The 18,125-nt window shown below is 71.5% G+C and carries 17 protein-coding genes and 2 pseudogenes; 11 read left to right on the forward strand and 8 right to left on the reverse strand.

Annotated elements, in window-relative coordinates; translation table 11 throughout:
• Positions 1 to 319: 319 nt before the first annotated feature.
• Positions 320 to 745, forward strand: a complete 426-nt coding sequence (locus tag T398_RS06385) for a hypothetical protein (protein ID WP_496445422.1) — start codon at positions 320 to 322, stop codon at positions 743 to 745.
• A 72-nt stretch (positions 746 to 817) separates the two neighbouring features.
• On the opposite strand, the gene T398_RS06390 is transcribed toward T398_RS06385, so the two are convergent.
• The 3 genes from T398_RS06390 to ligD (T398_RS06400) all read right to left on the reverse strand — a co-directional run bounded on the left by T398_RS06390 (position 818) and on the right by ligD (T398_RS06400) (position 3,655).
• A complete protein-coding gene (locus tag T398_RS06390; RefSeq protein WP_496445423.1) occupies positions 818 to 1,690 on the reverse strand; it encodes an SCO4651 family lipoprotein in 873 nt (290 codons plus the stop codon).
• A gap of 125 nt (positions 1,691 to 1,815) precedes the next feature.
• Positions 1,816 to 2,724: a non-homologous end-joining DNA ligase gene (ligD, locus tag T398_RS06395; RefSeq protein ID WP_496445424.1), complete on the reverse strand. Its 909-nt coding sequence runs from the start codon at positions 2,722 to 2,724 to the stop codon at positions 1,816 to 1,818.
• Positions 2,717 to 3,655 carry a non-homologous end-joining DNA ligase gene (ligD, locus tag T398_RS06400; protein ID WP_496445425.1) on the reverse strand — a complete coding sequence of 313 codons (939 nt, stop codon included), beginning with the start codon at positions 3,653 to 3,655 and terminating at the stop codon, positions 2,717 to 2,719. The genes ligD (T398_RS06395) and ligD (T398_RS06400) overlap by 8 nt, the downstream gene beginning before the upstream one ends.
• Positions 3,656 to 3,740: 85 nt before the next feature.
• Here ligD (T398_RS06400) and ku point away from each other — a divergent pair, with 85 nt between their 5' ends.
• The 5 genes from ku (at position 3,741) to T398_RS06425 (ending at position 8,416) form a co-directional block, all read left to right on the forward strand.
• Positions 3,741 to 4,817, forward strand: a complete 1,077-nt coding sequence (gene ku, locus T398_RS06405; protein ID WP_496445426.1) for a non-homologous end joining protein Ku — start codon at positions 3,741 to 3,743, stop codon at positions 4,815 to 4,817.
• A gap of 154 nt (positions 4,818 to 4,971) precedes the next feature.
• Positions 4,972 to 5,658 (forward strand): FKBP-type peptidyl-prolyl cis-trans isomerase, encoded by a 687-nt coding sequence (locus tag T398_RS06410; RefSeq protein ID WP_496445427.1) that lies wholly within the window; start codon positions 4,972 to 4,974, stop codon positions 5,656 to 5,658.
• 124 nt (positions 5,659 to 5,782) lie between these two features.
• Positions 5,783 to 6,637 (forward strand): SCO6745 family protein, encoded by an 855-nt coding sequence (locus tag T398_RS06415; protein ID WP_496445428.1) that lies wholly within the window; start codon positions 5,783 to 5,785, stop codon positions 6,635 to 6,637.
• A 35-nt stretch (positions 6,638 to 6,672) separates the two neighbouring features.
• Positions 6,673 to 7,386, forward strand: a complete 714-nt coding sequence (locus T398_RS06420) for an HAD family hydrolase (protein ID WP_496445429.1) — start codon at positions 6,673 to 6,675, stop codon at positions 7,384 to 7,386.
• Positions 7,387 to 7,402: 16 nt separating this feature from the next.
• The gene (locus T398_RS06425) at positions 7,403 to 8,416 is read left to right on the forward strand and encodes an NADPH:quinone reductase (RefSeq protein WP_496445430.1); all 1,014 of its coding nucleotides are present in this window, start codon (positions 7,403 to 7,405) and stop codon (positions 8,414 to 8,416) included.
• 211 nt (positions 8,417 to 8,627) lie between these two features.
• Here T398_RS06425 and T398_RS06430 read toward each other — a convergent pair whose 3' ends face one another.
• Positions 8,628 to 10,277, reverse strand: a complete 1,650-nt coding sequence (locus T398_RS06430; RefSeq protein ID WP_496445431.1) for a fatty acid--CoA ligase — start codon at positions 10,275 to 10,277, stop codon at positions 8,628 to 8,630.
• A gap of 83 nt (positions 10,278 to 10,360) precedes the next feature.
• Here T398_RS06430 and T398_RS06435 point away from each other — a divergent pair, with 83 nt between their 5' ends.
• The 3 genes from T398_RS06435 (at position 10,361) to T398_RS06445 (ending at position 13,453) form a co-directional block, all read left to right on the forward strand.
• A complete protein-coding gene (locus T398_RS06435) occupies positions 10,361 to 10,852 on the forward strand; it encodes an NUDIX domain-containing protein (RefSeq protein ID WP_018217103.1) in 492 nt (163 codons plus the stop codon).
• Between the two features lie 61 nt (positions 10,853 to 10,913).
• Complete coding sequence (rfaE2, locus tag T398_RS06440; RefSeq protein ID WP_496445432.1) at positions 10,914 to 12,596, forward strand: D-glycero-beta-D-manno-heptose 1-phosphate adenylyltransferase; 1,683 nt, start codon at positions 10,914 to 10,916, stop codon at positions 12,594 to 12,596.
• Positions 12,593 to 13,453 carry a glycosyltransferase family A protein gene (locus T398_RS06445; protein ID WP_496445433.1) on the forward strand — a complete coding sequence of 287 codons (861 nt, stop codon included), beginning with the start codon at positions 12,593 to 12,595 and terminating at the stop codon, positions 13,451 to 13,453. The genes rfaE2 and T398_RS06445 overlap by 4 nt, the downstream gene beginning before the upstream one ends.
• A gap of 27 nt (positions 13,454 to 13,480) precedes the next feature.
• Here T398_RS06445 and T398_RS06450 read toward each other — a convergent pair whose 3' ends face one another.
• Genes T398_RS06450 through T398_RS06460 form a run of 3 tightly spaced genes read right to left on the reverse strand, consistent with a single transcriptional unit; the run spans position 13,481 to position 15,666 of the window.
• A complete protein-coding gene (locus T398_RS06450) occupies positions 13,481 to 14,620 on the reverse strand; it encodes a glycosyltransferase family 9 protein (RefSeq protein ID WP_496445434.1) in 1,140 nt (379 codons plus the stop codon).
• A 7-nt stretch (positions 14,621 to 14,627) separates the two neighbouring features.
• On the reverse strand, positions 14,628 to 15,164 hold the full coding sequence (locus T398_RS06455) for an Hsp20/alpha crystallin family protein (protein WP_496445435.1): 537 nt from the start codon (positions 15,162 to 15,164) through the stop codon (positions 14,628 to 14,630).
• Positions 15,165 to 15,174: 10 nt separating this feature from the next.
• Entirely contained in the window at positions 15,175 to 15,666 is a 492-nt protein-coding gene (locus T398_RS06460; protein WP_496445436.1) for a DUF2231 domain-containing protein, read from the reverse strand.
• Positions 15,667 to 15,765: 99 nt separating this feature from the next.
• On the opposite strand from T398_RS06460, the pseudogene T398_RS06465 reads away from it, so the two are divergent.
• Positions 15,766 to 15,924, forward strand: a pseudogene (locus T398_RS06465) (pyridoxamine 5'-phosphate oxidase family protein); the annotation flags it as partial.
• Here the strand turns inward: T398_RS06465 and T398_RS06470 are convergent.
• Positions 15,924 to 17,552, reverse strand: a complete 1,629-nt coding sequence (locus tag T398_RS06470; RefSeq protein ID WP_496445437.1) for an isovaleryl-CoA dehydrogenase — start codon at positions 17,550 to 17,552, stop codon at positions 15,924 to 15,926. The pseudogene T398_RS06465 and the gene T398_RS06470 sit on opposite strands and share 1 nt — an antisense overlap.
• 272 nt (positions 17,553 to 17,824) lie before the next feature.
• Here T398_RS06470 and T398_RS06475 point away from each other — a divergent pair.
• Positions 17,825 to 18,125 (forward strand): annotated as a pseudogene (locus T398_RS06475) (right-handed parallel beta-helix repeat-containing protein); the annotation flags it as partial.

Below are 18,125 nucleotides of genomic sequence, written 5' to 3' on the forward strand. Positions count from 1 at the left end.
GAAAACAGTCGATTCTCGAACAAGATCAAAGGCGCGTACACCTCCTGTTGCTACGAGGCGATGTCACACGGTTGGCGCCTGATCAGCGTGGAGTACGTGATCTACGCCGGCGCTTTCGGGCCTGTGTGCGTCTTGCTACCCAGCGTCGCTGGGGGAGTCTGAACAACCAAGCCCGGATTATCGTCGGCCGCTACGCCGACGTGTCCCTTGACCACGGGAGCGCACCGCGTTGAGGAAGCAAGCCGCGATAGCGGCATGTCTCGCACTCGTTCTCACCAGCTGCACCGGGCAAGAGCCAGCGGAAAGGAACAGCGCCACCGTGCGTACCCAACCCAAGGCCGACCTCGAACAAGCCACCCGACAACACATCTCCACCGTGATCACCGCCGTCAACGCCGGAACACCAGACGCCAGCACGCCCCAACTGCTCGCGGTGCCCTGCAACGGTCCAAACGGCGAGACCGCGACCGACGGCATGTACTACGTCAGCGGGCAGACCACCATCACCGCACCCGCAGACCAACACCGCCACCTCGTCACCCAAGCCCGAGACACCCTCGAGAGGCAGGGCTACACGGTCACCTCGTACCGCGACCTTCCCGGACCCACCGGCGCCGAAGCGATCCTGTCCGACCCCAGGGACGGCACGGCGATCACACTGGCCAGCTCAGGCGATCGAGTATGGCTGGCACTGCTCGTCAGGTCCGCTTGCGTCCTTCCGCCTGACGGCAACTACCCCGGCTGACATCGTGTCCTGCGGCCACCGGCGACCGGGGCCGCCATGCGACCGATGAGATCGACAAACGGATCCGGACGTTCAGGTGGTGGCGCCGAGTTCCTCCCTGAGGTCGCCGAGGAGGTCGGCGAAGTCGGCGGTCTCGGCGGCCGGCGGCGCCTCGATGGTCACCGGCTCGTTGTAGTCGGTGTAGTCGATCGTCATCACGCCCATCTCACCCATCTCACCCATGGTCATGCGGGCCCGGCGCGGCCAGTACTGCTCGTCGATCCACAGCTCAGTTTTGATCTCCGTGACGCCGAACTCGGCCATCTCGTCCGCGGCGTTCGCCCGGCTGGCGGGGTCGAGCTCACCCTGCTTCTCCAACAGCGCGAGGTGCTCCTCCATGGTGGCGGTGACGCTGTAGTGGACCGTGGGCACCCCGCCCACCGTCTCCTCGCCGACAACGGTGACTCCCTCAAGTTCCAGCAGTGTCTTGACCTGCTGGACCGGGTCGGCATCCCGGATCTGATCGTCGATGCCCGTCATCTGATCGTCGAGGCCCATTCCCGCGGCGACAGAAAAATCCGTCTTAATCCACCGCTTTCCGTCGCTACGCTCGGATGCTATCTCGGGAATCTCCACGTACATCACGGAGTCGATCAAACGGATGGTGGTGAGTTCTCCCTCCAGCTCCATGACTACCTCGTAACTCAGGGAGTCACGCAGATCCATCGCAATCTGCACCTCGAAGTCCTCGGGACCCGAGACCACCATCGTCGCCCGTACGGTTTCGACGTTGCTGGTCCGATTCGCCGCCTCCTGAAGTGAACCCTGGAGGTCGTTGGCGAGTAGCTCCAGCACGCTCGACTGCGGTGCCGCCTCCGGCGAGCCCGTGCTGGGCCCGCAGCCGGTCACCGCGACCGCCGCGGCGGTCGCCGCCGCCAGGACGACGATGTTCTTTAACCGTGACATGTGAAGCCCCCGAGAGCAGGTGATCGACCGGTCACGCTACCCCAGTCGGTCGACGCCAACATCGCCCTTTCGGACACGCCACACCGACACTCCAAACGGCTGGACACCGTTGACCGCCCACCCAACTAGCCCGGCAGCTCCGGTCCACCGTCAAGCAGTGGGGCGAGCAGATCGCCCTGCTCGGCGATACGGGTCAGCACCTCGGCCGCCGGGTAGGGCGTGAGCGCCGGACGTTCGCCGGCCGCCCCGGCCGTAACCTCAGCCCAGGTCAGCGGGGTGGACACCGCCGGCACCGGCTGCGCACGCAACGAGTACGGCGCCACCGTCGTCTTCGCCGCGCTGTTCTGACTCCAGTCAATGAAAACCTTTCCGGCCCGCAGCTTTCGCGCCATCTTGGACACGATCAGTTTCGGATGGGCCCGCTCCAACTCCTGGGCGACCCGCCGGGCGTAGCCGGAGACCACGTCGGCCGGTTGGGTGCCGGCAATCGGGCAGCAGAGCTGCATGCCCTTCTTTCCCGATGTTTTCGGATACGACTCGATCCCGTCGTCGGCGAGCCGCTCCCGCAGCAACAGGGCGACCTGACAACACTGGCGAAGCCCGGCCGGTGCACCCGGGTCGAGATCAACCACCATCAGGTCCGGATGCGCCCCGATCTGCCACTGTGGCGTGTGCAACTCGAGGGCGGCGAGGTTGGCCAACCAGACCAGGGTCGGCAACTCGTCGGCGACCACGTAGTCGATCGTCTCCCGGCCCTTCGCCGAGCCGGGGACCGGCAACGTCTCGGTGTGGACCCAGCTCGGGGTCGCCGCCGGGGCGTTCTTCTCGAAGAAGGAGCTGCCGTCGACGCCGTTCGGGAACCGGATCCGGGTCAGCGCCCGGCCCGCGAGGTGCGGCAGGAGCACCGGGGCGACCCGGGTGTAGTAGTCGATCACCTCACCCTTGGTGAAGCCGGTCGCCGGGTACAACACCTTATCCAGATTCGACAACTCCAACGTACGGCCAGCCACTTCGACCCGGAGCCGGTCAGGCATCGTCCACCTCCTCGGCGGGTTTGTCCGGGCGTAACCGCAGCACCCGGGGAAACCGCAGGCGCCCATCCGGAGTGAGCTGGCCGTACTTCACCTCCACCACGACCCGGGGCGCTACCCAGACCACAGCCCGGGAGTCAGCGCGGGACAGGTCCCCGGCGAAGGGGGAACCATCGGTGCGCAACGGCTCCAGCTCGCGCAACAGCTCTCGCTCCAGCGCGGCGCCGATGCCACCGCCGACCCGCCCCCGGAACGTGAGGCGGCCGTCCGGCCGGGGCACGCCGACCAGCAGCCCGCCGAGCCGGCGAGCACCCGGCCGCCAACCACCCACCACGAAGTCGCCGGTCACCTCCAACTTGACCTTGACCCAGTCCGGTGAACGGGTACCCGGCCGGTAGACCGAAGCGACCCGTTTGGCCATCACCCCCTCCAGGCCGTGCTCCCCCGCCGCCTGGAAGGTCGCCGGGCCGTCCGAGAAGGCGGGCGGGACCGCCCACCGGGGCCCGGCCAGCCCCAACTCGTCGAGCACCGCCCGCCGCCGCTGCCACGGGTAGCCGGTCAGGTCGACGCCGTCGAGGCGCAGCAGGTCAAAGACCAGGTAGGTGATCGGCAGGGACGCCGCGAGCCGAGCGGCCCGACCACGGTCCCGGACGTGCATTCGCTCGGCGAGCGCCGTGAACGATGGCTGCCCGGTCGCGCCGAAGAGCACCACCTCGCCATCGAGGAGGGCGTCATCCACCTGCGCGGCGAGGCCGGCCAGTTCCGGGTAGGCGACGGTGACCTCGACGCCGGAACGGGCGTACACCCGCTGCTGGTCGTCGCCGATGTTGACCAGCGCTCGAATTCCGTCCCATTTGAACTCATAGGCCCAGCCCGGGCCCACCGGCAACTCCCCGGTGGTCGCGAGCATCGGCTTGGACGGCACGCCGGGCACGAACCGACCTTAGTCGAATGCGGAACTACTCGCGCCCGGTTCCATCGGATGAGAACATGGTCGATACCGGCGAAAGGAGCACAGGGTGCGGGCCATTTGGAAAGGAGCCGTGTCGTTCGGGCTCGTCTCGATCGGGGTGAAGCTGTATTCCGCGACCGAGGAGAAGGATATTCGGTTCCACCAGGTACACCGGGATGACGGAGGTCGAATCCGCTACAAGCGCACCTGCCAGGTCTGCGGCCAAGAGGTCAGCTACGACGACATCGCCAAGGGGTACGACCTCGGTGGCGGCGAGTTGGTCATCCTCACCGACGACGACTTCGCCGACCTGCCACTGAGCACCTCACGGGCGATCGACGTACTGGAGTTCGTCCCCGCCGAGCAGGTCGACCCGATCCTCTACAACAAGGCGTACTTCCTCGAGCCGGAGGGCACCGCCACCAAGCCGTACGTGCTGCTGCGCAACGCGCTCACCGACTCCGAACGGGTGGCCATCGTGAAGGTGGCGATCCGGCAACGCGAGCAGCTCGCGACGCTGCGGGTGCACCAGGACGTCCTGCTGCTCAACACGATGCTCTGGCCCGACGAGATCCGGACGCCGGAGTTCGGCTTTCTCGACGAGGACCTGACGGTCCGCCCCCCGGAGCTCGCGATGGCCAGCTCCCTGATCGACTCGATGGCGGGTGACTTCCAGCCCGACGTCTTCACCGACGACTACCGGACCGCCCTGAAGGAGGTCATCGACGCGAAGGTGGAGGGCCGCGAGGTCGTCCAGCCGGAGGAGGTCGAAGAGGCTCCGGCGGCGGCGGTGGACCTGATGGCGGCGCTGAAGGCATCGGTGGAGCGGGCCCAGGCAGCACGCGGCGAGAAGCCCGCCGGCTCCGGCTCGGGCGAACCGACCCCCATCTCGGCGGCGCGTTCCGCCCAGCGAAAGGCCGCCGAGCAGCAGGCCCCACCGAAGAAAGCCGCCGGCAAGAAGAGCGAAAAGACAACTCCGGCGAAGAAGCCGGCGGAAAAGGAGAAGGCCGAGGAGAAGAAGGCCGACAAGAAAACAGCCGGGAAGAAGACGGCGACCAAGACGACCGCCAAGAAGGATGAGGGGCAGCGGGCCGAGCCGGCCAAGAAGTCACCGGCCCGCAAGGGCGCCCGCAAGACCGCCTGAGCGGCGAGCCGGCCACCACTGGCGCTACCAGCCACCGTTGGCGACCCCGGTCACCGTTGGCGACGCCGGTCACCACCGGACAAGAGGTCGCCCGGCACCTGCACCACGGGGACCTCGGCGGGTACCGTGTTCGTCGGCCTTCCCCCGGCACACGGTGCCGGCCACCATCTTCGAACAGGGAGTCGACGCCGTGAGCGAGCGGACGCAGAACCGGGCACAGAAGTCGGAGCGGCGGTTGGCCGCGCAGCTCGCCGAGCAGAAGGCGGCCGAGGCGAAGCGTCGCCGGCAGGCCTGGGCCGGCGGTCTCGCCGGGGTCGCCGTGGCGGCCCTCCTGGTCACCGTGTTCGTGCTGGTCGGCCCGGCCGGCGACGACGACGGCAACCCGACCGCGGCGGACACCCCGTCGGCGGGGACCCCGTCGGCGGACGCCCCCGACCCGGCTGCCGGCGGCATCGAGCTGCCGGACGGGGCCGACCCGGCGCTGAACACCCCGCCGACCATGGAGGCGGGCGAGGGCGAGCTGACCGAACTCCTCGTCACCCCCCTGATCGAGGGCACCGGGCCCGCGGTGGAGAGCGGTCAGACGATCACCGTCAACTACGTCGGGGTCCGCTACGAAGACGGCGAGGAGTTCGACTCGTCCTGGTCGCGCGGGCAGCCGGCGAGTTTCCCGATCGGGGTCGGTACGGTGATCCCCGGCTGGGACCAGGGCCTGGTCGGCGTGACCATCGGCAGCCGGGTGCAGCTGGACATCCCCACCGAACTGGCGTACCCAACCCCCGAGGGCGGTCAGCCGGCCGGTCCGCTGCGCTTCGTCGTGGACGTGCTCGACGCGCAGTAACCCGCCCCGCCCCGCGCCGGTGCAGTTGGCCACAGTGGGCTTCCATACCGTTACCGAACGGCAGTAGGTTCGTCGAACCGGGGGCAGATACCCCCAAGGGGCCGGAACGGACGCGGAGGTGCGCATGACAGACGACGCGGGGCGGACAGCCCGGTTGATGTGGACCCACTTCGAGCCGGTGCACGCGGTGACGTACTTCCATCCCCGGGCCCGCGCGGCGTACGAGGCGACCGGGCTACGCGGCTACTGGCGGGGCTACTTCGCCGGCCGGTCCGCGCCGCTCGGCGCCACCGCCGCGGCACCGGTGACCGCGGCCTTCTACCACTTCGCCCCGCACATGGTGCAGCGCGCGCTGCCCGCGGTCTGGAAGCTGGCCTCCCCGGAGGAGGCCCTGCGCGCCCGACTCACCGGTGCCGTCCAGGCCCTCGCCGAGCTCACCTACGAGCTGCCCGAGTCCCACCTCACGGAGACCGCCGACCTGATGGAGGCCGCGGCGGTCGAGACCAAGACGGCGGGCCGGGTGCTGGGGGCGGCGAACGCGGCGCTGCCGCGCGGTGAATACCCGCTCGCCCGGCTCTGGCAGGCGGCGACGGTCCTGCGGGAGCACCGTGGGGACGGACACATCGCCGCGCTCGTCGCGGCCGACCTCGACCCGGTGGAGACGCTGGCCTGGCGGGTCGCGGTGGGATTACCCGCGGCCGCCCTGCTCGGCCGGGGCTGGACCGAGCAGGAGTGGGCGGCGGCCACGAGTCGGCTCCACGACCGGGGGTGGCTAACCGCCGACGGCGAACCGACCGAGCGGGGACAGGCCGGATTCGGCACCGTCGAGGCGGCCACCGACGCGGCGGCGACCCACCCGTGGCAGGCACTCGGCCCGGAGCGCAGCGCCCGGCTCCGGGAACTGCTCGACCCGGTGGTCCGGGCCGGGCACACCATCATCCCGCCGGACAACCCGATCGGCCTGCCGTCCCTGGGTTGACCGGCGCCGCTGGCACGGTCCGGCAGGATGAGGGCATGGTAGCTGCGGTGATCTTCGACCTGGACGGCGTGATCGTGGACTCCGAACCGGTCTGGGAGGAGGTCCGGCGGGCGTATGTTTCGGCACACGGCGGCACCTGGCAGGCCGACTCGCAGCGCCGGCTGATGGGCATGAGCACCGGCGAATGGTCCCGCTACCTCAGCGGTGAGCTCGGCGTTGACCGGACCGCCGAGCAGGTCGCCAGCGAGGTGGTCACGGAGATGTCCCGGCGGTACGCGCACCGCGTACCGCTGATCGATGGCGGCGTCGAAGCCGTGCGCCGGACCGCCGGGCGGTGGCCGCTGGGCCTGGCCAGCTCCTCCCCGACCCGGCTGATCCGGACGGCGCTCGACGCGACCGGGCTCAGCGACACCTTCGACGCGACGCTGTCGACCGAGGAGACCAGGCACGGCAAACCGGCTCCAGATGTCTACCTGGCGGTCGCGGAACGGCTCGGTGTTGACCCGGCCCGCTGCGTCGCCGTCGAGGACTCCGCCAACGGCGTCCGGTCCGCGGCGGCCGCGGGGATGGCCGTGGTGGCGGTGCCGCACGGGGCGTACCCGCTGGAGCCGGCGGCCGAGCGGCTCGCCGCGGTGGTGCTCTCCTCGATCGGCGAGCTGACGCCGGAGGTCGTGGCGACGGTCCACGGCGGGATAGGCGAGGAACGGCCGGGTACGGCAGACCAACAGGCAGCTGAGAAGAAGGCATGAAAGCGATGGAGGCGGCATGAGAGCGATCGTGTACGAGCGCACCGGCGACCCCACGGTGCTGCGGCCGGTTGACCGGCCGGTGCCCGATCCGGGGGCCGGCGAGGTGCTGGTCCGGATGGCGGTCGCGGGAGTGAACCCGACGGACTGGAAGGCACGACGAGACGGCCAACTGCCGGCCGGCTGGCAGATACCCGGCCAGGACGGCGCGGGGGTGGTCGAGGCGGTCGGCGAGGGAGTCGACCGGTCCCTCATCGGCGAACGCGTCTGGGTGTGGGAGGCCGCCTGGCAGCGGCCGTGGGGAACGACCGCCGAGTACACGCTGCTCCCGGCCCGGCAGGCCGTCCGCCTCGGCGCTGCCTCCTTCGACCTCGGCGCGTGCCTGGGCATTCCGTTCCTGACCGCGCACCGGTGCCTGACCGCCGGTGAGTACCTGCCGGACGCGCTACACGCCGGGGCGCTCGCTGGTCACACCGTGCTGGTGCAGGGTGGAGCGGGCGCGGTGGGTAACGCGGCGATCCAGCTCGCGCGCTGGGCGGACGCCTGCGTAGTCACCACGGTGAGCAGCGCGGAGAAGGGGAAACTCGCGGCGGCGGCCGGGGCCGATCTGGTGGTCAACTACCGGGAACAGGACGTGGTGGCGGAGGTCCGCAAGATCGCACCAGCGGGGGTCCACGCGATCGTCGAGGTCTCCACGCGCAACAGTGACATCGATGTCCAGCTACTCCGGACCGGCGGCGCGGTCTGTGTGTACGCCGACGACGGCGGCGGTCAGGTGACCCTGCCGGTCCGGCCCCTCATGGCCCTGAACGCCCGCTGGCAGTTCGTCCTGGTCTACACCGCGCCGAAGGCCGCGAAGGCGCAGGCCGTCGTGGATGTGGCGGCGGCGGTGGAGCAGGGGGGCGTCCGGGTGGGCGAGGAGGCGGGGCTGCCGCTGCACCACTACCCGTTGCCGGCAGCCGAGGCGGCGCACCGGGCAGTGGAGGAGGGGGCGATCGGCAAGGTGTTGATCAACACCTCGAACGACCGGTGAACCCGGATCGGACCGGGCAATCCTCCCCCCGTATCAAGTTCCCAGGTATGGAGGACAGAGGCGAATCGTCCTCGCGAGAATGACAGTGCGGGTCGCCCCGCGCTGAACGGGCGGCCCCGGCGCGGTGCGAACGCCGGGGCCGCCCCCCTATGCCACGACCGCGGCCCCCTCCCTGCACCAGCCCAACCCGCCCGGCCGGGGGTGGTGGCGGCTACGAAGAGGCCAGCTCCCGGACGGCGAGCTCCCCCTCGGCGTACCGGGACCGAACCGCCTTCTTGTCGAACTTGCCCACACTGGTCCTCGGCACGGCGTCGATGACCGCCCACCGCTCGGGGAGCTGCCAGCGGGCCACCGACTCGGCGAGGAAGCCCCGCAGCTCCGCAACCCCGGCCTTCGCCCCCTCCCGAAGCACCACGGTCGCCAACGGCCGCTCTCCCCAACGCTGGTCCGGGACCCCCACCACGCAGGCCTCGACCACATCCGGGTGGGCCATCAGCGCGTTCTCCAGCTCCACCGAGGAGATCCACTCACCGCCGGACTTGATGACATCCTTCGCCCGGTCGGTCAACGTCAGGTAGCCATCCGGGGAGAGGGTGCCGACGTCACCCGTACGCAGCCAGCCGTCCCGGAACGTCTCCTCGTCCGGGGTCTCGTCGCCGACGTACCGCCCGGTCACCCACGGCCCGCGGACCTCCAACTCCCCCACGGACGTGCCGTCGGCGGGCAGCTGCCTGCCCTGCGGGCCAACGATCCGGGCCTCGACGCCGGCCGGGACCCGCCCCTGGGTGTAGCGGTAGCGCCACGCCGTGGCCTCGTCCGCACCGGCCGGCGGGCGGGCCACCGAACCGAGCGGAGAGGTCTCGGTCATCCCCCAGGCGTGAATGATCCGGATGTCGTGCCGCTCCTCGAAGGCGTGCATCAGCGCCGGTGGGCAGGCCGACCCACCCACGATCACCTCTCCCAGGGAGCTGGTGTCGACGTCGTGGCTGTCCAGGTGGGCGAGCAGGTCGGTCCAGATGGTCGGGACCGCACCGGCGACGGTCGGCCGCTCGGCGGCGATCATCCCGGCGATCGGGGCGGCCTGGAGGAACCGGTCCGGCAGGAGCAGCGACGCGCCGCAGAGGAACGCCGCATAGGGCAGCCCCCAGGACATCGCGTGGAACATCGGCACGATGCCCAAGACCCGGTCCCTCGGCCCGAGGCTGAACGACTCCGGCATACAGACCTGGAGCGAGTGCAGGTAGAGCGAGCGGTGCGAGTAGGCCACCCCCTTGGGGTTGCCGGTGGTCCCGGACGTGTAGCAGAGCGCGGCGGCGGAACGCTCGTCCACGTCCGGCCAGTCGTAGCTGTCGGGCTTGCCGGCCAGCAGGGCATCCCAGTGATGCACGGCGATCCGGTCACCGGCCGCCGCGACCAGCGGGGCGGGATCACCACCGCCGACCACCACCACGTGCCGGACGGTGCCCAGGTCGCCGATGACCTTCGCCAGCAGCGGGATCAGGGTCGTGTCGACCAGCACCACCCGGTCCTGCGCGTGGTTGGCGATGTAGGCGACCTGGTCCGGGAGGAGCCGGATGTTGAGCGTGTGCAGCACCGCGCCCATGCTCGGCACCGCGAAGTAGGCCACCAGGTGCTCGGTGTTGTTCCACAGGAAGGTGGCGACGCGCTCGTCCCCGGTCACCCCGCACTCGTCCCGCAACGCGTGCGCCAGCCGGGCGGCCGAACGCGCCACGTCGGCGTAGCTCATCCGGCGCGGCTCGGCACCGGTCCAGGTGACCACCGTGGCCGCGCCGTGCACGGTGGCGCCGTGGTCAAGAATCCGGGAGACCTGGAGGGGGGCATCCATCATCGTGCTCCGCATGAGCAACAAAGTAGTGTCACCGATCACATCTGGGAACCCCGGATCTCCATCTCGCCCCGGCGGCGGTGCGTAGATTAGCCGGAGTGAGCATTTCCTGGGCAGATTCCTACGTCGGACAGCTCCGCGCCCTCGCCGGCGACCGGACGCTGATGTTCGTCGGCGCCCGCGCGGTGGTGCGGGACAACGCAGACCGGATCCTGCTGATCCAGCGCGCCGACAACGGGCACTGGGCCATGCCGGCAGGGGCGATGGAGTTGGGTGAGTCGATCGCCGACTGCGCGGTACGGGAGGTTCGGGAGGAGACCGGGCTGCGCGCCCTGCGGGTCAGCGCCTTCGCCCTCTACACCGGGCCGGACCGCACCCACACCAACATGTACGGGCACACGTACCAGATCTTCACCACCGCGTTCCGGGTGGAGGAGTGGGACGGGGACCTCACCCGGGTCACCGATGAGACCACCGATGCCGCCTTCTTCGACCGGGGCCACCTGCCCAGCCCGCTGTCGGCCAGCGTCCCGGAGACCCTCGCCGACCTGGATGTCTTCGAGCAGACGAACCGTCTGATCCTCAAATAGTCCGCCGCCGGTCCCGCACCGCCAGGTTTGGCCCGGCGGACCGGCGGGGACCCGGACGGACATGGCAGGAGCAGCAGCGGAACAGCACCGACTCGCCGCCGTGGTGGAGAGCTGGCTGGGACGCCCCGTCCTGGTCGTCGGGGACGCGATGCTCGACGAGTGGCGGTTCGCCGACTCGGATCGGCTCTGTCGGGAGGCACCGGCCCCGATCCTCACCCTGCGTCGGCGGATCTCCGCCGCGGGCGGTGCGGCGAACACCGCCGTCAACATCGCCGCGCTCGGCGGACGGGCCGCGCTGGTCGCACCGATCGGCGCGGACGTGGCCGGCGACGAGGTGCACGACTGCCTGGACCGGGCTGGCGTGTGGGACCGCACGGTCAGCCACTCGAGCCGCCCGACCCCGGTCAAGCGACGGATGCTCGCCGGCAGCCAGATCCTGCTCCGGGAGGACTCCGGTGGTCCCGCGGAGCCCCTGGACGATGCCGGGGTGGCTCGGCTGCTCGACGCCCTGGCCTGCGCGACCACGGAGCTACACGCGGCGGGCGGCGCGGCGCCGACCCTGGTGGTCTGCGACTACGCGCTGGGGGCCCTGCCCGCACCGGTACGCGGGTGGCTGGTGGCCAACCGGGAGCGGTACGCGACGGTCGCGTTGGACGCGCATGACCTCGCCGACTGGCGTGGGCTCGCCCCGACCGTGGTCACGCCGAGCTTCGCCGAGGCGAGCCGACTGCTCGCCCACACCGCGGCCCGGCCGGGGGGCGGGGGCGAGGGCCTGCACCTGGACCACCCGGACCGCGCCCGCTCCGACGGCCCCTCCGAGCTGACCGTGGGAGTCGCACCCGGCGACGGCCGAGTCGCCGCCGAGGAGATCGAACCCGGAGCGCGCGGGGACGCCGCGCGGCCGGACCGGGCGCTACTGGCCGAGTCCCGGCTGGCGGAGCTACGGCAGCACACCGGCGCCGACGTCGTGGCGGTGACGCTGGACACCGAGGGCGCGGTCGTCGCCGGCCCAGACGGCGAGCCCAACCGCAGCCACAGCAACCCGATGCCGGCCAGTCACACGGTCGGGGCCGGAGACGCGTACCTGGCGGCGATGACCCTCGCCCTGGCCGCCGACGCCCCCCTACCGACCGCCGCGCAGCTCGCCCAACTCGCGGCCACCATCACCGTCTCCGACACCGGCACCTGTGTCTGCCGGCGGGAGGACCTGCTCACCGCACTCAACCGGTCCGGCGACGGCGACGCCCCGACCCTCGTCGACGCCGACGAGTTGGCGACGATCGCCGGTGCGCACCGCCGCGCGGGCCGCTCGGTCGTCTTCACCAACGGCTGCTTCGACGTGCTGCATCCCGGGCACGTCCGCTACCTGGAGCAGGCCCGCGCCCTCGGCGACCTGCTCGTGGTGGCGGTCAACGCCGACGGCAGCGTCCGCCGGCTCAAGGGCGCCGACCGGCCGGTCAACCCGGTCGAGGACCGGGTGGCCCTGCTGGCGGCGCTGACCCACGTTGACCATGTGGTGGTCTTCGAGGAGGACTCGCCCGCCCGGCTCATCGAGGCCACCCGGCCGGACATCTACGTCAAGGGCGGGGACTACCCGCCGGAGCTGGTGCCGGAGGCACCCCTGGTCCGCCGGCTCGGCGGCCAGGTCCGCACCCTCGGCTACGTGCCGGACCGCTCCACCTCGGCGATCATCGACCGGATCCGCGCGCACGGCGGCAGCGCACCGGTGGCGGGGCAGGCGTGAGCCGACCCCTCGAGCGCGGCACCGCCGACGAGTTCCGCGCCGACCGACACCTCGACGTACTGGTCCCCACCCGAAACCGCCCCGCCGAGCTGGCCGTCACCCTCTCCGGGCTCGCCGCCCAGGAAGGCGTACCCGACTTCGGGGTGGTGGTCAGCGACCAGTCCGACGACGCTCCCGCGTACGCGCACCCGGCCGTGGCCGCGATGGTCCGGGTCCTGCGCCACCAGGGACACCCGGTCCTGCTGACCCGCCGACTACCCCGGCGTGGAATGGCCGAGCACCGGGCAGCGCTGCTGGCCGCCTCGACCGCCCGCTACGTGCTCTGCCTCGACGACGACGTGTGGTTGGCGCCGGGAACCCTGCGCCGGCTGGTCACCGCGATCGCGGAGCTGGGCTGCGGGTTCGTCGGCAACGCCGTACACGGTCTGTCGTACCGGCACGACATCCGCCCGGAGACGCACCGGCACTACGAGGAGTGGGACGGGCCGCCGGTGCCGGAGCGGATCCGCCCGGGTGCCCCGGAGTGGGAGCGCGCACTGCTCCACCCGGCCGCGAACCTGCTGCACGTCACCGAGCGGCTGCGCCTGCCGCCGGACTCCTGGCGGGCGTACAAGGTGTCCTGGATCGGTGGTTGTGTGCTGTACGACCGGGAGAAGCTGGTGGACGCGGGCGGCTTCGACTTCTGGCGACGGGTGCCGGAGCGGCACCAGGGGGAGGATGTCGCCGCCCAGCTCGCCGTGTTGGAGCGGCACGGCGGTGCCGGCGTCCTGCCCAGCGGGGCGTTCCACCTGGAGTCACCGACCACCGTCACCGAACGTGAGGTTGAGGCGTGGGAGGTGCTCCTCGAACAGGCCTGACCGGTGGGCGGAAATCCGCAGCCCGGCTCAGGGCATCGGGGCCGGCTGTTCTCCGTCGGCGAGCAGGTCGCGGGCGGCTTCGAGGACCTCGATCACCGGGACCTCGGCCACGAACGAGTCGCGGTGCGGGCACTCGCCGTCGCCGGGCCGGTGGGGATAGCTGCCCGGGGTGCAGTCAACCCCACAGACCGGGCAGTGCACCGTCCAGGACGTGATCGGGCGGTGCCGGCCCCGCAGCGGGCTAGCCGTGGTGATCAGGTTGCCAACCCAGAAGATGCCGACCGTGGCGGTGCCGACCGCCGCCGCCAGGTGCAGCGGCCCGGTGTCGTTGGCGACCACCAGCGCGCAGCCGGCGTAGCAGCCGGCCAGCCCGCCGAGGCTGAGCGTGCCGACCTCCGGCCGCAGCGGCACCCCGGCCGCCGCCACCACCCGGTCCACCACCTCCTGCTCCACCGGGGTGCCGGTGACCAGCACCTCGTACCCGTCCCGGTGCAGCTGCCGGGCGACGGCCGCGAAGTGTTCGACCGGCCAACGTCGACGGGTGTCGGTGGCGCCCGGGTGCAGCGCCACCCGCGGCCGGTCCGCCGGGCCGAGCACCTCGGCCGCCTCCGCCCGGTCGGCGTCGGTGACCGCCAGGGTGGGGACGACCGTGGTCGCCGGGGCCCCCACCAGGGCCGCCACCTCCAGGTAGCGGATCACCTCGTGCTGGTAGTAGACGTACCGCAGCCAGCGGTCCAGCGGTGGCGCGTCCTCGGCCCGCAGACCGGCCGTCACCCGGGCGCCGAGGCCGGCCACCACCGGGTTGGAGTTGGCCCCGCCGCCATGCACCTGCAACGCCAGGTCGAAGCGCTCCGCGCGGGCCCGGGTGAGGAAGTCCGCCAGCCCGGACTCCGGCTCGTCCGGCTCGTCCGGCTCCGGACGGCGGATCCCGGGAGCCGGCGGAACCACCAGGACCCGGTCCACCGGACCGGGCCGATCCCGCCAGAGCTTCGCGTGCCACGGCGCGCCGAGCAGGACGATCTCCGCCGCGGGGTACGCGGCCCGCAACGCGGCCAGCGCCGGCAGGACGAAGATGAAGTCACCGAGCGCATTGGCCCGCAGCACGGCGATCCGCTCCACCTCGGGTACGCGCTGCGCGGCCGGGCCGAGCAGGTGCGGGGCGGCCATCGGCGCGCTACGGCCGGTCGGTCTCGACGTGCGGGTGGTGCAGCTCCCGGTTGGCGGCGGGGTCGACCGGGAACGGGGTACCACCGTCACCGCCGCCGCGAGCACCGCTGTGCCCGACGGTGATGGTGCGGGGCTCGGGTCGGACGGTCCGGGGCAGCCGAATCCGGAGCAGACCGTGATCCATCACCGCGTCGATGGCCTCCGGGTCCACCCGGGACGGCAGCTCCACCCGGTACACGAATGCCCGGGTCTCGGAGCCGTCGAGGATCCCGTAGTCGGCGTTGACCTCGGCCTCCGACCGGGCCCGGACGCAGAGCTCCCGCTCGTCCAGCTCGACGGCCACCTCGTCGGGTGCCACCCCGGGCAGCCGGACGATCACCTCCCAGCCGTCCTCGGTCTCGTCCAGCTGGAGGTCCGTCGAGTCGGACCGACCCCCCACCAGCCGCCCCAGCTCGGCGCGGAGCGAATGCAGCTCGCCCATCGGGTCCCACCCCTGCTGCCGGCCACGCCTGCCCTGGCCGATCCCGCCGCCGGGTTCACTCATCACACTTCTCCTATTCACTGGGGGTTGTCGAGGGCCGCAGGGAACTGGGCGCGTCCAGGTCGGCGTCCCGGTCAACCCCGACGCCGAGCCGGCCGACCAGCTCTCCGCCGAGCCACGCGCTGACCCCGAGGATCGCCAGGGCGACGATCTCGATCGCGATGAGCGCGCCGCCGGCGGCCCGGGAGTCGGCGTTGAGCCGGACCGCCCAGACCGCGGCGAAGAGCAGGATCAGCGCCACGTTCGCGGCGGCGTGGGTGAGCGCCACCCGCTTGGCCCGGGTACCAGCTGGGATGGCGAGCAGGTCGACCGTCCCGGCCGCCGCGGCCAGCAGAGCACCGACCAGGCCGACGGTGAGGTTCCAGTAGGCGACCTCCCCGAGGAAGTCGGGCCCGCCCACGATGTCGACCACGTCGAAGAGCACGGCAGTCGCGAGCAGGGCGACCGGGAACATCACCAGCATTGGGTGGAGGGGATGACCCAACACTCTGAGTCGGCTCTCCATACCCGGGCCTCCACTGTTCGGCAAACCTCACCCCGGCCGATGCCACCTAGGCTGTCGATGACGCACCGCCGCCATGGTCAACGGACGAGGGAGGGGCACGTGACGGTAGAAATCACCACTCACGAGGAGTTGCGGGAGTTACTGGGCGTACCGACGGCTCGGGATGCCACGAAGGAGCGAACGCACCTGCACGAGCGGGACCGGCAGTGGCTGGCCGCCTCCCCGTTCTGCCTGGTGGCCACGGCCGGCGCGGTGGGTCAGCCCACCTTCGGCGTGGCGCGGTCGATGATCGCGGTGCGGTCGACCCCGGCGGGCAGCGTGCCGTACGCGTAGCCGTGCGCACCGCCCAGCCGGGACGCGCAGAACGCCTCGGCGACCGCCGGGTGGCCGTGTCGCACCAGCAGCGACCCCTGTAGGACGAGGGCGAGCCGTTCCACCAGGTGCCGTGCCCGGAGTTGGGCGTCGGCCGGGTCCGCCAGGCTCACCCGCAGCCGCCGGACCGCAGCGTCGAGTCGGGTGTCCGCACCGGCGGCGGCGTCCACCTCGGCCTCGAACGCGGCCAGCACCCGCGGCTGGCGGGTCAAGGCCCGCAGCACGTCCAGGGCGGCCACGTTGCCGGAGCCCTCCCAGATCGAGTTCAGCGGCGACTCCCGGAACAGCCGGGGCATGCCGGACTCCTCCACGTACCCGTTGCCACCCAGGCACTCCAGGGCCTCGGCGGCATGCCCCGGCCACCGCTTGCAGACCCAGTACTTGCCGACCGCGACACCGAGGCGCCGGAACGCGGCCTCGTCGGCGTCACCCCGGGCGGACCGGTCCGTCGCACCGGCGAGCCGCAGCATCAGGACGGTCGCGGCCTCCGACTCCACCGCCAGGTCGGCGAGGACGTTGCGCATCAACGGCTGGTCGACCAGCGGGCGCCCGAAGGCCCGTCGGTGGCGGGCGTGGTGGACCGCGGTGACCACCCCCTGGCGCATCCCGGCGGCGGCGCCGATCAGGCAGTCGAGCCGGGTGAGGTTGACCATGTCGATGATGGTGCGGACGCCGTGCCCCTCGTCGCCGACCCGCCACGCCACCGCGTGTTCGTACTCGATCTCCGCGGAGGCGTTCGACCGGTTTCCCAGCTTCTCCTTGAGCCGCATCAACCGCAGCGCGTTGCGCGTGCCGTCGGGCAACACCCGAGGCACCAGGAAGCAGGTCAGCCCACCCGGGGCCTGGCCAAGAGTCAGGAAGAGATCGCACATCGGTGCGGAGGTGAACCACTTGTGCCCGACCAACCGGTAGCTGCCGTCCGCCGCCGGCTGGGCGAGGGTGGTGTTGGCGCGTACGTCCGAACCGCCCTGCTTCTCGGTCATCGACATGCCCGCCAGCAGGCCGTGCTTGCCGAGCGCCGGACGCAACCCCGGGTCGTACGTGGTGGCGGTCAGCAGCGGCTCGTACTGGGCGGCCAACTCCGGGGCGTGCCGCAGCGCCGGCACCACCGCGTAGGTCATCGAGATCGGGCAGCCGTGCCCGGCGTCCGGCCGCCAGGTGTAGAACTTCGCGGCGCGGGCGACATGCGCTCCCGGTCGGTCGTCGGCCCACGGCGCGGCGTGCAGGCCGAAGGTCACCGCGGTCCGCATCAGCTCATGCCACGAGGGGTGGAACTCCACCTCGTCCACCCGGTGCCCGTAGCGGTCGTGGCTACGCAGTACGGGTGGGTGCTCGTTGGCCAACCGACCGTGCTCGATCGCCGCCGCGGCGCCGCCGAGCCGGCCGAGGTCGCGCAGCTCGGCGGCGGCCCAGCCGGCTCCCTCCCGGGCCAGCCCGGAGCGGAGCGCCGGGTCGTCCGCCACGTCGTAGTCGACCAGGGGTGGCACCTGGTTGAACACCTCGTGCGTCGGCACAGTGGCCCTCCCACCCGAGTCAACTCGACCCGCTCGGCAAAGATCGCACCCGCGGTCAATCTTCGTTGGCACAGAGGTGCCCGCGAAAGGTCTGTTGACCGCAAACCATTAGCATCCCTTTTCAGTTATTTATTCGCGTTCAGGTTGATGTGTGCTGTTTACCCGGTTTAGGTTGCGGGTGGCTGCTACCGCCGGTTGGTAGCCGAGGGCGGCCCTCGTGCGTGCGGGTGGTGGGTCCTTGTCGGGTACGGGGGAAGGACATCGAGTTCACGATGAGTAATCAGGACCAGACTCAGGGGCCGGTGCGGCCTGGCGGGGGTCGGGCGCGGCGGCGGTGGTGGGCGGTGGGGTTGGCCGGGGTGACCGGTCTGGCCTTGAGCGCCGTCGGCGTTGCTGCCAGCCCGGCGGCGGATGCGCTCGGGCGTACCCTGACCGTCGCCGATGAGCACGGTGGTGATCGCGGCAAGCGCGCCGACAAGGGCAAGGGCGGGGAGAAGGGCAGGGGTTCGGAGAAGAAGCCGACGGGGATTCCGGTCCCGTGTGACGCGGATGCGTTGATCGCGCAGATCACCC

Source organism: Salinispora goodfellowii, from assembly GCF_059570675.1.

Excerpts from the sequence above, each read along its gene's own strand:
- T398_RS06390 (WP_496445423.1), bottom strand. The coding sequence starts at position 1,690 with ATGTCACGGTTAAAGAACATCGTCGTCCTGGCGGCGGCGACCGCCGCG.
- ligD (WP_496445424.1), bottom strand. The coding sequence starts at position 2,724 with ATGCCTGACCGGCTCCGGGTCGAAGTGGCTGGCCGTACGTTGGAGTTG.
- T398_RS06415 (WP_496445428.1), top strand. The coding sequence starts at position 5,783 with ATGACAGACGACGCGGGGCGGACAGCCCGGTTGATGTGGACCCACTTC.
- T398_RS06420 (WP_496445429.1), top strand. The coding sequence starts at position 6,673 with ATGGTAGCTGCGGTGATCTTCGACCTGGACGGCGTGATCGTGGACTCC.
- T398_RS06425 (WP_496445430.1), top strand. The coding sequence starts at position 7,403 with ATGAGAGCGATCGTGTACGAGCGCACCGGCGACCCCACGGTGCTGCGG.
- T398_RS06430 (WP_496445431.1), bottom strand. The coding sequence starts at position 10,277 with ATGCGGAGCACGATGATGGATGCCCCCCTCCAGGTCTCCCGGATTCTT.
- rfaE2 (WP_496445432.1), top strand. The coding sequence starts at position 10,914 with ATGGCAGGAGCAGCAGCGGAACAGCACCGACTCGCCGCCGTGGTGGAG.
- T398_RS06450 (WP_496445434.1), bottom strand. The coding sequence starts at position 14,620 with ATGGCCGCCCCGCACCTGCTCGGCCCGGCCGCGCAGCGCGTACCCGAG.
- T398_RS06455 (WP_496445435.1), bottom strand. The coding sequence starts at position 15,164 with ATGAGTGAACCCGGCGGCGGGATCGGCCAGGGCAGGCGTGGCCGGCAG.
- T398_RS06460 (WP_496445436.1), bottom strand. The coding sequence starts at position 15,666 with ATGGAGAGCCGACTCAGAGTGTTGGGTCATCCCCTCCACCCAATGCTG.